At 43.3% G+C, this 13,786-nt stretch carries 10 protein-coding genes; 5 read left to right on the forward strand and 5 right to left on the reverse strand.

The features are described 5' to 3' along the window. Positions 1 to 97 precede the first annotated feature (97 nt). From JMW90_RS10610 to lipB, 3 genes are all read right to left on the reverse strand, one after another. A complete protein-coding gene (locus tag JMW90_RS10610; protein ID WP_201563996.1) occupies positions 98 to 562 on the reverse strand; it encodes a hypothetical protein in 465 nt (154 codons plus the stop codon). Positions 563 to 694: 132 nt separating this feature from the next. Beyond that, positions 695 to 1,225 carry an inorganic diphosphatase gene (locus JMW90_RS10615; protein ID WP_201563998.1) on the reverse strand — a complete coding sequence of 177 codons (531 nt, stop codon included), beginning with the start codon at positions 1,223 to 1,225 and terminating at the stop codon, positions 695 to 697. Positions 1,226 to 1,412: 187 nt separating this feature from the next. Continuing rightward, positions 1,413 to 2,279, reverse strand: a complete 867-nt coding sequence (gene lipB / locus JMW90_RS10620) for a lipoyl(octanoyl) transferase LipB (protein WP_201564000.1) — start codon at positions 2,277 to 2,279, stop codon at positions 1,413 to 1,415. Between the two features lie 450 nt (positions 2,280 to 2,729). Between lipB and JMW90_RS10625 the strand changes: the two genes are divergently transcribed. From JMW90_RS10625 to pncB, 5 genes are all read left to right on the forward strand, one after another. Continuing rightward, positions 2,730 to 4,202 (forward strand): coniferyl aldehyde dehydrogenase, encoded by a 1,473-nt coding sequence (locus JMW90_RS10625; protein WP_201564002.1) that lies wholly within the window; start codon positions 2,730 to 2,732, stop codon positions 4,200 to 4,202. A gap of 249 nt (positions 4,203 to 4,451) precedes the next feature. Then, positions 4,452 to 6,395, forward strand: a complete 1,944-nt coding sequence (locus JMW90_RS10630; RefSeq protein ID WP_201564004.1) for a glycine betaine ABC transporter substrate-binding protein — start codon at positions 4,452 to 4,454, stop codon at positions 6,393 to 6,395. A 109-nt stretch (positions 6,396 to 6,504) separates the two neighbouring features. Then, entirely contained in the window at positions 6,505 to 7,419 is a 915-nt protein-coding gene (locus JMW90_RS10635) for an ATP-binding cassette domain-containing protein (protein WP_201564006.1), read from the forward strand. Positions 7,420 to 7,990: 571 nt separating this feature from the next. Further along, positions 7,991 to 9,841 carry a bifunctional peptide-methionine (S)-S-oxide reductase MsrA/peptide-methionine (R)-S-oxide reductase MsrB gene (gene msrAB, locus JMW90_RS10640; protein ID WP_201564008.1) on the forward strand — a complete coding sequence of 617 codons (1,851 nt, stop codon included), beginning with the start codon at positions 7,991 to 7,993 and terminating at the stop codon, positions 9,839 to 9,841. 541 nt (positions 9,842 to 10,382) lie between these two features. Beyond that, on the forward strand, positions 10,383 to 11,624 hold the full coding sequence (gene pncB / locus JMW90_RS10645; protein WP_201564010.1) for a nicotinate phosphoribosyltransferase: 1,242 nt from the start codon (positions 10,383 to 10,385) through the stop codon (positions 11,622 to 11,624). A 9-nt stretch (positions 11,625 to 11,633) separates the two neighbouring features. Here the strand turns inward: pncB and xseB are convergent, their stop codons facing one another. Together xseB and xseA are read right to left on the reverse strand one after the other, a co-directional pair. Further along, the gene (gene xseB, locus JMW90_RS10650; RefSeq protein WP_201564012.1) at positions 11,634 to 11,879 is read right to left on the reverse strand and encodes an exodeoxyribonuclease VII small subunit; all 246 of its coding nucleotides are present in this window, start codon (positions 11,877 to 11,879) and stop codon (positions 11,634 to 11,636) included. Positions 11,880 to 11,997: 118 nt separating this feature from the next. After that, the gene (gene xseA / locus JMW90_RS10655) at positions 11,998 to 13,557 is read right to left on the reverse strand and encodes an exodeoxyribonuclease VII large subunit (RefSeq protein ID WP_201564014.1); all 1,560 of its coding nucleotides are present in this window, start codon (positions 13,555 to 13,557) and stop codon (positions 11,998 to 12,000) included. Between the last annotated feature and the right edge of the window lie 229 nt (positions 13,558 to 13,786).

Consider the following 13,786-nt stretch of genomic DNA (forward strand, 5'->3'; position numbering starts at 1 on the left):
TTTTAGGTATACCCCAAGGGAACCAGTTATTTTACCCTCTAAACCTATTAATAGACCACTTAAAACAGACTGGTATAATGGAACCACTTATAATAGACTAGCCAAACACACGCCATAATATCCAAAATAACCCTGCCATGATGATAGCAATGATGAGTAGTCGCTTTGCCCAGTAGGGCAGTAAGGGTTTTTTATAGCCCAAATCATTAAGCTGATTATCAAGACCATCTTGTAAGCTTTGAAAGCCTTGTTCGGACGGTGTGCTTTTGACTTTACTCTTAATTAAGCGCTCAGTATCGTCCTCGGCCTGTTCTCTGTCAAAGCTAAATGCTTGACTGGGAATCCCTTGTTTATTGGCGATACTGTTTAATTTTTGCTGCTGTTCGTTTTTGATAGCAAGCTCGTACGCATCTATACGAGATTTTGCAGCATCCATGCTGATATTTTCATCAGTGGCTAACGTCTTAATCGCCATGACCAGATTGCCTTTTTCGACCATCATAATAACGGTCTTTGGTAATCTTATTTTGGCAGGCTTTGAGCCTGAATCAGAGTCAAACATGACGGTCCTTATTTGAGCATAATAATAAGTAGATTTGGGTATTATAACCCTGTTATGCAGGCAAAATTCAAGCAAAAAAATACCGCAGTCATCATGTCTGCGGTATTTTCATTAATGTTACTTTGCTTTAATTTATAGATCTTTCCAGCGCTGGATAGACTCTTTAATCACTTCTTTGGCCTCGCTCACATCACCCCAAGATTCAACCACCGTCGTCCCTGGTTTTTTAAGGTCTTTATAATGGCTAAAATGGAACTGTAACTGGTTGATCAGCTGCTTTGGTAAGTCCGCCAGACTGTTATAAGCATTGCCTGTATCACGGTCGTCAGCAGGTACGACGACGATTTTGTCATCGACTTCGCCATCATCAACGAACTTCATCACACCGATGACTTTCGCTTTTAAGAAAATACCAGTCGGCAAAGGCTGTTCAGTGAGGATTAGGGCATCAAGCTCATCACCATCTTCATCAAGGGTTTGCGGGATAAAACCATAGTTGCAAGGCTTGGCAAAAATCTGTGGGTCAACACGATCAAGCTCAAATACGGCCAACTCGCGATTCCACTCAATTTTATGGCTACTACCAGCTGGGATTTCTATTACGACATTGATGATGCCGCCGTCGACATCGCCTGCGTCCAAAATTTTGTTAAAATCTGCCATAAAATACTCCAATTTACTTTTGTTATGAATGTTTGAGTCGTAAAGGGTTAAAGTCGGCGTACAAGGTTTGTTACTGCGCCCAATTTGTGCCGTTTTCGATTATAACAAGTTTGAATCAAATTTTCTCACAATGCTTAAGTCTAAGCGCGCACGATATTATGCAAAAAAGGATTATGCAAAAAAAGACTCAACGATCCTGTTTTGGCGCTAACTCACGCAGTGGGATTTCTCCTGCATGACGCTGTGCAATATTGTCAATGAGCTGTTGCGTAAATTGCTCATAGGTAAGTGTTTTTTTGTCATCGGTAAGCGGCAAATTGTTTGGCTGTGTATTGGTCGCTTGGTTCATATTAACAAAGTCCGCCAAACGCAACATTTGCATGCCAGCATAACCGCAAGGATTGATGGCGTTAAATGCCGATAAATCACAATCTAAATTAATAGCAATACCATGGTAGCTAAAACCATGCTTGATTTTAAAGCCAAGCGATGCAATTTTGCCAATCATAATGGTATTGTCAATTTCTATCTCATCAGTAGAAGTAGCGCTGTCAATTTCTGCAGCCGTATCAGCATATAGATAGACACCAGGCGCATCACGGCGGGCACGGGCGCTGATATGGATGGTATCATTCGATGCTGTGCTCTTGAGGCAGTCATTGACCACATCCTCAATCGCTTGCTCAGCGTGAGAGACCATATTGCGCACACTCCAGCCGATACTGTCCAAATCAAACAGCCAATACATCACCAATTGACCATGTCCATGCCACGTCACCTGACCACCCCGATCTGTTTTGATGATAGGGGTATTGGTACGCTGCAATATATGCTCTTCTTTACCTGCTTGCCCAAGGGTATAAACGTCATTGTGATCGACAATCCATAGCTCATCAGGCGTACGCAGCCCTTGCTCTTTTTTGAGAGCGATGCGCGCTAATGTACGTGATAGCATGGCATCGAGGGTAGGCACATAGTCAGCGGCTATGATTGATTTTGTGATGATGGCATCATTGAGCGGTGGCGTATTAAGCGCCTGCATAGTATTTGGCATGAGAGTGGCTGTCTTATATTTTTGTTATGTAGAAAGGGCTATCTATTGTTAATATTGCTGTCCTTGAGTGTAGCAGTTTTCATATTGTCGCCCAAATTTTAATTTTGATTATCTTAAGTTGTAAGAGTATTGAGAGATAAAATATCCAAAAAAAGCCACCTTGCACTGAGCAGATACGCATCGTATACAAACCCATGGGTGCATCAAAGATGCTGTTCATTCAGAGATTGATGCGCTACATTAAATGGCACTAAACAAAAGTAATATGTAAGAGAGTGGTATTCTATAATATGGAGTTTTGGCTGTTTTCTCTATTAGGTTTTATTGTATAAATAGTACGTTTATACCGATAATAAGGGATATTAGAGGCGGTTTAGCATCTAATAATAGCTATAGAGTCTTAAATTTAACGAAGCGTGCCGACTCTCACGTATATGACAAGGAAGATATATGACAGACAGCGATCAAAACAATCAGCTTCAAACGATACATCCTAGATACGATGAGCACGAAGGGCTCAGTATCATTAAAACCGTGGCAGATATGCAGTCACAGTTTTCACGTATGCAAAATTTAAGCCGTACTCAGCCGATTAATGATTGGGCAACGCGTAAAGACCAACTCGACAATCTAGAGCTGATGCTGAGTGACAATCAACAGCTGCTTGCTAATGCTATCAGCGCTGATTTTGGCTATCGTAGTGAATCAGAAACCCAATTTGCCGAGCTGTTTCCGAGCTTTACGGGTATCAGCCATGCCAAAAAGCACGGTAAAAGATGGATGAAGGCGCAGCGAGTATCAATCTCAGCACTATATATGCCAGCACATAATGAGATTTTGCCGCAGCCACTGGGTGTGGTCGGTATTATGGTGCCTTGGAACTATCCTTTGTTTTTAGCGATAGGACCGATGATTGATGCGCTTACCGCTGGCAACCGCATCATGGTTAAAATGAGTGAAGCGGCGCCGCAATTTGCGCAAACCTTTGCAGAAACCATTTCGCGCTATTTTTCACCAGATATGGTTTGTGTGGTCACAGGTGAAGTTGAGATTGCAGCAGCCTTCAGTGAGCTGCCCTTTGATCACCTGCTCTATACCGGCTCTACCGCCGTTGGCAAAAAGGTGATGGCAGCGGCAGCACCGAATCTGACACCGGTCACGCTTGAGCTCGGTGGCAAGTCACCAGTCATAGTACTAGAGGGTGCTAACCTAGAAAATGCTGTCAATCGTGTGATGATGGGCAAGACCTTGAATGCTGGTCAGACTTGTATCGCGCCTGACTATGTACTGATTCAGCGCCAATATCATGATGAATTTGTTCGTCTGGCAAGAGAGTGGATGCAGAAACACTATCCCAATATTGAAAGCAATACTGATTACTCGCGCATTATTAACGTTCAGCAGTTCAAGCGTGTCAAAGGCTATTTGGACAGTTTGTCAGGCGAGGGTATCCACCGCTTAACGGATGCAGAAGCCAGTATTGAAACTCGCCTTATGCCACCGGTCATCATCAGCGAGCCTGCGCCTGAGAGTGATGTGATGCAAAACGAGATATTTGCACCCGTTTTACCGCTCATGCACTATGACACTCTTGATAATGCGATTGCGTTTGTTAACGCCCGTCCACGCCCATTGGCATTATATGTCTTTGGCGATAATAACCGTGATATCGACAAGGTACGCACCAATACGGTATCGGGCGGTCTATGTATTAATGAGGTTATTATGCATGTGGCGCAGCATGACTTGCCATTCGGCGGTGTTGGTGATTCAGGTACAGGTGCTTACCATGGTAAAGCTGGCTTTGAGCGTTTGAGCCATATGAAACCTATCTTTGTACAATCAAAATTGAATGGTCTAAATATCTTGCTACCGCCCTATGGTGGCTTGTTTAAAAAGGCGATGGCGCTGTTTTTGAAATAGCAGTTTAAAATATTTGCCTTATTGAAGAGATCGTATTTAATCAATAGCATCTACTAGGGTAGGTGCTATTTTTTTGTCTAAAGAATCATTTGTTATCAGTGTTATAAATCGCTACACTTTGTCATGACACTAAACGATAGTTTTGTTCATTTTAGATAAAAATCAGTAGTAGATGCTAGGCTTATTCATTGCTTAGATGAGGTTAAAGACAGCCATTTCCATAATAAAGACAATAAATAGGATAACGCCGTGCGCCAATGGATTGCATTTAGCTTATTGCTCATAAGCTCGCTATTACTGTCGTTGCCAGTATCAGCTGCCGTGCCAATGTGTCAATCGCCGATTAAATTTGGGGCATTGACATGGGAGAGTGGTCAGTTTACAAGCGGTGTTTTAAAGTACATTATTGAGAGCGGCTACGGCTGTCAGGTAGAGGAGGTGCCAGGAGCAGGTCCTGCACTTGAAACGGCATTGTCGCAAGATGATATCCAAGTCATTGGAGAGCAGTGGGTAGGGCGCTCGCCCATCATGACACAAGCTATTGAGCAGAATAAAGTCGCTGTCATTGGTGACACGCTTAAGGGCGGTGCAACCCAAGGTTGGTATGTTCCTCAATATGTACTGGACGAAAACCCGGGTCTACGCCGTTATCAAGACCTGCCTAAATACGCTGAGCTGTTTAAAGACCCTGAAAACCCCAGTAAGTCACGCTTTATGAACTGTCCATCTGGTTGGACTTGTGAGATTTTTAATACGCGATTGCTTAAAAATACGGGCTTGGAGAGTGTTTTTAATAATGCTCATCCTGGCACAGGTGCTGCCCTTGATGCTGAGATTGCTTCCGCTTTTGAGCAGCATAAGCCACTCCTATTTTATTACTGGCAGCCGACAGGTTTGATGGCAAAATACGATTTTGCCGCATTAGAGTTTCCTGCCCATGATGACGCTTGTTGGCAAGATTTACTACTCGCTGATGGCACAGCTGATTGCGTGTCTGGATTCCCCGTATCCCCTTTAGGTATCGCAGTATCTACCCCATTTATCGATGCCAATCCTGAGCTTGCAGATGTTTTCAAAAAAATCCAATTTAGCCCTGCTGAGCTAAACGGTGCTATCTTAGAGATGAGTGAAAGCAAACGTAGCGGGGAAGAGCAAGCGTTGGCGTTTTTACGTGAAAACCCGAATGTGTGGCAAGAATGGGTATCCGATGAAGCGGCGACGAATCTTGCGGCTAAGTTAGGTATTAGTCTAACAGGCGCTACTATTGCGACTGATACAACAGCATCTAGTAAGAATTCATTAGGTTTATCATCAAATTTTTTCCCTTCATGGTCACTTGAATCGCCACTAAATGATAGCTTAGCCAGTGTCGTTCGCAATTATGGCGACGTATTCCGTGCTATTAGTACCGTCGCCTTAACGTATTTATTGCTTCCTATTGAGCGTTTATTAACGCTTATTCCACCATGGCTCATCATTGCACTTGTGACGGTATTGGCATGGTTTGCTGTACGCAAGATTTGGTTTGCTTTAGCATGCGGCGCTGGGTTGTTCTTGATTGGGGCATTTGGATTATGGGGCGCGTTAATTGATACCTTGGCACTGCTCATCGTTTCAGTATGGGTGACGATAGTTATTGGTATTCCTATCGGCATTGCCATGTCAGGAAGTAAGCTATTGCGTAAGGTTGTGACGCCTATATTAGATGTGATGCAAACCATGCCAAGCTTTGTCTATCTGATACCGGTACTGATGCTGTTTGGAATCGGTAAAGTGCCAGCGCTGTTTGCCACCATTATTTATGCATTACCGCCGCTTATTCGTCTGACGACCTTGGGTATTACTCAAGTGAATCATGAGATGGTGGAAGCAGGGCGCTCGTTTGGCAGTACGCATCTGCAATTGCTTATTTGGATTAAGCTACCACAAGCACTGCCCAGTATCATGGCGGGGGTAAATCAAGCTATCATGATGTCGCTCTCTATGGTGGTATTGGCGTCCATGATTGGGGCGCCAGGTCTTGGCGAAGACGTATTGCAATCTATTCAAACGCTCAATATTGGTCAAGGCTTACAAGCGGGTACGGCGATTGTCATTGTGGCGATTATCATTGACCGCATCACTCAAGCGTTTGGGCAAGGCAAGCGTGCGCGCCAAAAAACTATTGAAGCTGGTAGACGCCCGATTGGTTAGCAGTTATGTGCAGACGTAATGATGCCTTGTGTTGGTTTTAAAATAACTCGGCTACATCAATCAACTTTGATAAATAACAATTCTAAAAATAAAAACAAAGAGAACGACAATGAATCATATCCAGCTCGAAAGTATCAGTAAGATATATAACGCCAGTCACGCGCAAGCAAAAACAGCATTGGCATTGCTGGCTGAAGGTATGGATAGTATTGCGGTAAAGGAACAAACCGGCTACTCGGTCGGACTTTATGATATTAACTTAGCGGTCAAAGCGGGTGAGCTGCATTGTATCATGGGGTTGTCAGGCTCCGGCAAGTCAACCTTGATACGTCATATCAATCGTTTGATTGACCCAAGTATCGGTAAGATATGGGTAGATACGGCTATCAATGCTAAAGGCTCTGTGACCAAAACAGCATTTAACTCAGGGGTTACAGATAAAGAGGCACTGCCGATAGAGAAAGGAAAACCATCTTCTGCTATCAATATCTTAGCGCTCAATGATCAAGAGCTTCAGCACTATCGTCAGCAAACGGTCAGTATGGTGTTTCAGCATTTTGGTCTGGTGCCTCATATGACTGTCATCCAAAACGTCGCCTACGGCTTGCGGGTGCGAAAAATGAGTCTCAAGGAGCGTCATGAGGTGGCTCGGCACTGGCTCAATGAAGTTGGTCTATCCAATCTAGAGCGTAGCTATCCTGATGAGCTGTCAGGCGGTATGCAGCAGCGCGTTGGGCTGGCACGTGCTTTGGCAATGGACAATCCTATATTGCTCATGGATGAAGCCTTTTCGGCGCTCGATCCTTTGATTCGCGCTCAGCTACAGGATCAGTTATTAGAGCTACAAGCACGATTGAATAAGACGATCGTGTTTATTACCCATGATATTGACGAAGCTATCAAGGTAGGTCAGCGTATTAGTATTTTGAATGGTGGACGTTTGGTGCAAACAGGCACGCCAAGCGACTTACGTCATAATCCCGCTGATGAGTATGTCGCGAGATTTATAGGTGCTAAGCAGTAGGTATATATAGTCGATTCATTTTAAAAACGATACAGTGCTATTGGCTATAAATTTTTTGCAGCCTCTGTCATGCCTGCGAACAGCAAGCCAGAAAAAATTATAGCCAATAGCACGTTATTACAATCGTATCGCTTTTATTTTGAACTGACTATATAGCGACTTATGTCATCGTTCTTATTTTCTAAAAGGTAGGTTTTTGCTAAAGTAATCTATCACTCTACTGTTTCCATGCTGTTAAAAAAGTGTAGCAGGGCGCCTTTTACTATTAAAAAAAACTCCATCATCGGTATATACTATTAAGATGCTCTAATATGGAAGTAATGCTTAGAGCAGTGTCTCTTCTATAAATACAGCCACTGCAAGTATAAATACCGCATGAGGTTTTAACTCTCGCCTCTAGTGCTGTTAGGATTTTGCCTTATTACTTTTAATAAGCCTAGCTCGCCCTTTTACAGTATGTTTATCTCTTCAAAATCTTTACTCATTCACTTTACTCAATAGCGCAAGAAGAGCATAAGCTGCCCTATAATCTTTAGCTTATGGTCGTAAGACTTCGTAAAAAGGATATCTCATGCCACATAAAAAAAACCACCATGACACTAATAATCATGACACTAATAGTTATAACGCTAATAGTCATGAAAATAAGAACGCTAATGATTTAGCGACAGCCTCACCGCATGCTGCGTCACGTTGGCTCAAGAATATCAGTGCGTTTGGCGTCACAACGGTCTTGAGTGCCGGTATATTGGTCGCTTGTGGGCAGATGAGTAGTGCAGAGAATAACGTCAGTAGTAGCACAAGCAAGCAAAATAGTGGCGTGAAAAGCTCACGTGATATGTTGCCATCCGATATGCTCAAAACAATGCAAGCATTGCCGCAGTTGACTAAAGGTTTGGGCAAAAATGGCGCTGCTGTGATTGACCCTAGTAAACCCACCTTGGTTAAGTTTTGGGCGAGCTGGTGCCCACTATGCTTAGGGACGCTAGCAGAAACTGAAGAATGGCGCACTGATCCTAAATTTTCTGGTTTAAATGTCGTCACTGTGGCAAGCCCCGGTCATCTGAATGAAAAAGCTGATGGCGAATTCAGCACTTGGTATGCTGGCGTGCAAGCCGATTATCCTAAGCTGCCAGTATTGATTGATGCCTCAGGCGAGTTGATTAATAAGCTTGGCGTGCAAGTTTATCCAAGTTGGGCCATACTCGATAAAAACGGTAATTTGGTACATTTGGTCAAAGGTAATATGTCAGCAGAGCAAGCCTATGCCCTCGCTGAGAATGCCGATAATGGTTTTGCTGAACTCAAAGCTGGCAGTGCTAAGCCTGCAAATGTGCAAACATTGGATAACAACAGTAAAATTGAAACCATTAAGCAAAAAGATGGCGTTTATTATAATGACAAAGGTAAAGCGATTAATACCCGCTCAATCTACCTAGCAGGTGGCTGTTTCTGGGGCGTAGAAGCCTATATGGAACGGGTCGATGGTGTCGTAGATGCTGTATCAGGTTATGCCAATGGCGACACAGTCAACCCAAGCTATGAGCAAGTGATTCGTGGCTCAGGGCATGCCGAAGCAGTCAAAGTCACTTATGATGCTGATAAAACGGATCTGGATACGATTTTAAAGTATTATTTCCGCGTGGTTGATCCAACCAGTTTAAACAAGCAAGGTAATGATCGCGGTGTACAGTATCGTTCAGGCGTTTATTACACGGACAAAGCAGATAAAGCGGTAGTTGATGCCGCAATCAAGCGTGTGCAAAGTCAATATAAGCAAAAGGTAGTCGTTGAAAACAAAATATTGGACAACTTCTACTTAGCTGAGATGTATCATCAAGATTATCTAGCGAAAAATCCAAATGGCTATTGTCATGTGGATTTAAGCCTTGCTGATGATAAGCCTGAAGACACGGTACGTACTAAGCTTGCACCGGTAACTACTGTTGCTGAGACGTTGGATCCTAAACGTTATGCTGGGTTTGATAAAGGCGCGCTGAAAAACACTTTGACCAAAGCACAATATGATATCACTCAAGATGCAGGCACTGAGCGGGCGTTCAGTCATGAATATGACAACCTGTTTGCACCCGGTGTGTATGTCGATGTGGTCAGCGGTGAGCCTTTATTCTTATCAACCGATAAATATGCCTCAGGCTGCGGTTGGCCAAGTTTTACCAAGCCAATTGATAAGCAAGTGATTACTCAGCATGACGATACGGCATTTAATATGGTACGTACTGAGATTCGTTCACGAGTGGCGGATTCGCATCTGGGTCATGTATTCCCTGATGGTCCAAAAGACCGTGGCGGTCTGCGTTACTGTATCAATGGCGGCGCATTGCAATTTATTCCAGTCAGTGTGATGCCGCAATCAGGCTATGCGCCATTGGTCAAACTGGTCAAACCTGCGAAACTTTAGTAAATAATAGGGTTTAATAGTTTTATAAAAAGACGTTAAGAATATTCCTAGCGTCTTTTTTATAGGTGATATAGTTAAAATATCTCAAAAACGCTACAGTGCTGCTGGTATAAATTTTTTGCAGCCTCTGTCTGCATAGGCACAGCAAGCAAGAAAAATTAATATCAGCAGTACTTGATGTATCGATATTACTTTTCTCTGACTATAGGCGGCTAATCATGTGATGAATACTGCTATGAAGCGTAGTAATTTTGCTGCAATCCATAGTGAACTCTGAAAAATAATCTAAAGTTCGTTATACTCAAACGCTTGTGATTTATCTATCAGTAATATATATAGTCAAAATACTCTAGAAACGCTACGGTACTGTTGGTACAAATTTTTTGCAGCCTCTGTCTGCGTAGGCACAGCAAGCAAGAAAAATTGATACCAACAGTACATAATGTGTCGATATTACTTTTCATTGACTATATCGTTATGTCCACCTATTTGTCGCTTGCTTCGTTTAGCGATTTTTCATTTTTGTATTTAAGGCTGTAACATGACCGTTACCCATACTTCTACCACTTTTGAGCCTATTATCACCTCGTTACTTGATAACGACTTGTACAAATTTACCATGCTGCAAGCCATGCTACATCAGTTTCCGCAGACCCATGGTGTCTATCGCTTTCGCTGCCGTAATAATAAAGATGCCGCTTATTCACTTGCTGATATCAAAGAGCAATTAGAGCAGCAACTAGACAGCTTATGTGAATTGCGATTTTTAGAAGATGAATTAGAATACCTGCGTGGCTTGCGCTTTATGCGGTCAGATTTCGTTGATTACTTGGAGTTATTTAAGTTAAAACGTCGTTTTATCACGGTGACTACCGATGACAAAGGTCGTCTATTTATCGATATCGAAGGTCCGATGATTCAGGCGATGTTCTTCGAAGTATTTGTATTAGCCATTGTCAATGAGCTATATTTCAAAGCATTAACGGATGCTAGTGTGCTTGAAGAGGGGCAGCGCCGCTTAGATAAAAAGGTTGAATTATTGCATCGTTATGCTGCCGAACAAGCAGGCAACAGCCATGATATTCCACCTTTTATCGTCGCTGATTTTGGTACACGTAGACGGTTTAATAAAGACTGGCAAGCCCATGTGGTTGAGACTTTGCACAAAGCTGAGCCAAATATAGTGGGCGGCACGTCCAACGTATATTTGGCAAAAAAGCTTGGCATGACCCCAATTGGTACGATGGCACATGAGTTTATGCAGGCATTTCAAGCATTGGATGTGCGCCTACGTGATTCACAAAAAGCGGCGCTTGAGGCTTGGGTACACGAGTATCGCGGTGATTTGGGTATTGCGCTGACCGATGTCGTTGGCATGGATGCGTTTTTACGCGATTTTGACTTGTACTTTGCCAAGCTCTTTGATGGTCTGCGCCATGATAGCGGCGACCCGTATCTTTGGGGTGATAAGGCGATTGCCCATTATAAAAAGCTAAAAATAGACCCAAGAACCAAGGTATTGACCTTTAGTGATGGCTTAGATCTGAATAAGGCGTGGGATTTGCATCAGTATTTTAAAGGTCAAATCAAAACCAGCTTTGGTATTGGCACCAATCTCACCAATGACATGGGCATTACACCGTTAAATATTGTCCTAAAACTGGTTGAATGTAACGGTCAGCCAGTCGCTAAGCTGTCTGATAGCCCAGGCAAGACGATGATCAATAATGACACCTATCTTGCCTATCTGCGCCAAGTGTTTGACGTCGATGAGCCAGAGTAGAAAAATAGCTTAGCTGTGGGTGTTTTCGGTTTTATCTTCTTCAGCAAAGGCGGCATCTAATGCTTGTTGTACCGCCTTGATACGAGTCTCGCAAATACGATAAGCGGCAATCGACTCTTCAACGGTGGTCATTAGATTATCAATATCAGGTTCATCTTGTTGCTGCAATTGCGCCGCATTGGTTTTTAAAATATCATAAGCCGCCTTAAAAGTTTTTGGGGCGGCTTTTTTGCGTTTGCGAGTAGGGGTGCTCATAAGGTTTCCTAATATCTAAAGTGAAAGTAAGTAGCTAAGTAATTGTGCAATATCATAGTTAGTGAAAAGTAATATCGATACCGTAGCGTTTTTAGGGCATTTTAACTATATTATGGTGTTAGGTCGAAACGTCTGCCGATGCTATGGTTTTCTCATTAATATTAACATCAATAATCTGCGCTTTTGCTTTACCGTCTTTTAAGACGATATGAACGGTTTGCTGAGGATGCAGCTGATGACTACTGGTCAGTATTTGTTTGTCTTGTTCATCAGTCAGCATACTATAACCTTGCTTCAGTACGTGAGACGGTCGATGCAAAAGTACGATATCACGCAGATGTGCGCTGTCGCGCTGCGCTTGTATCACTTGTTGCTGAGCACTTTGCATGATCGCTTTTTTGTTTTTTTCACAGCCGTTAGCAGCTACTGTGAACTGTTGATAGGCAAAGGCTTGAATTTGTGTGCGCAGCTCGCTTGTTTGCCTTGCAGCTTGCTTTACTTGGCGCTGAGTACTTTGCTGAATACTACGCCATGCATAAGCACTGTCTTTTTGTAGCGCCGTTAATTGACCAATGGTTTGTGACTGTATTTGGCTCAATTGGCGCGCAGTTTGTTGTTCAGCGCTATTTAATTGACGCTGAGACGCTTGTTTGATTTGCGCTTGATATTGCAGTGTCTGAGTGACCAGCTGTGCTAAATGTGCCATGATAGCCGCAATGACTTTTGATGGCGTATCAAAGCTAGTATGAGCCACCTCATCTAAGATAACTTTGTCACGCTCATGACCAATCCCAACCCAAACAGGGATAGGCTGTTCAGCAACCAAAGCGGCAAGCTCATAATCGTTAAGATAAGCCAAGTCACCGACAGCGCCGCCACCACGAATAATCACTAACAAATCTGGTAGACGCTGATAGGTAGCTTCAAACTGCTGCTGGGCACTGATGATGGCTTGGCGTATTTCTGCGGGGGCATGATTGCCTTGAAAAGTGGCGTTATGATAATGGAAATGACAAGCGCCTGTACTAGCGAGTCTATCGGCATCAGCTTGAAAATCGCCTAGCCCTGCGGCTTTTTCAGGCGCGATGACCAATACATGCTCGATATCAAACGGTATCGGCAGCTGCTGATTCAGGTGCAATAGTCCTTCACCTGCCAAGCGGTCGACCATTTCAGCATATTGACGCGCCAAATCGCCTAAGGTATAGCTGGGGTCAATATCCTCAATCGTGAGCGAGAAGCCATATTGAGCGTGGAAGCCTGCCGATACTTTTAATAAAACCGTTAAATCACGATCCAGTGGCATACCCGTCGCCCGCTCAAACTTGGCTAAGACGCGCGCGGCTTTAAAGCGCCATAGATTGCCACGGCAGCTGGCAATGACTTTACCGTCGTCATCTTTTTCCGCTAACTCAAAGTAATAGTGCCCACCTTTGCTGGATAAATTTCGAATCTCAGCTTTGACCCAAACACGGTGATTAAAGGTTTGCTTGATCACCATATCGACCGCTGATAAGTAATCACTAAGTCGCAGGACGGTATCTTCTAAGTTGCCCTCTAGACTGTTTTCTTGCTCTGCCAACTCCGCCTCCAAGGTCGCTAAATCTTTGGCAGGCGCTAATACCTTAGATTTTTCAGTGCTCGCTTGTTTAATATTTGACAGGTTGGGTTTGCGCATAATAGTAGACCAAAGATAATGAGGACTTAGAGACCGGCTAGGTGACGTAAAAGACAAGATAGGGTAGTTTAACCCAAAAGGCTCTGCACAAAAAGCAAAGCCAACAAGCAGCGATTGATATTGTATCTTTATCGCAAGCTTATTGGCTCTAGATTGTCGTCAATACACTGCCTATCTATAGTCAGGGAAAAGTAATATAGATACATCAAGTACTGCTGATATTAATTTT

It is taken from the genome of Psychrobacter glacincola, from assembly GCF_904846215.1.
In the GTDB taxonomy this organism is placed as follows: Bacteria; Pseudomonadota; Gammaproteobacteria; order Pseudomonadales; family Moraxellaceae; genus Psychrobacter; species Psychrobacter glacincola.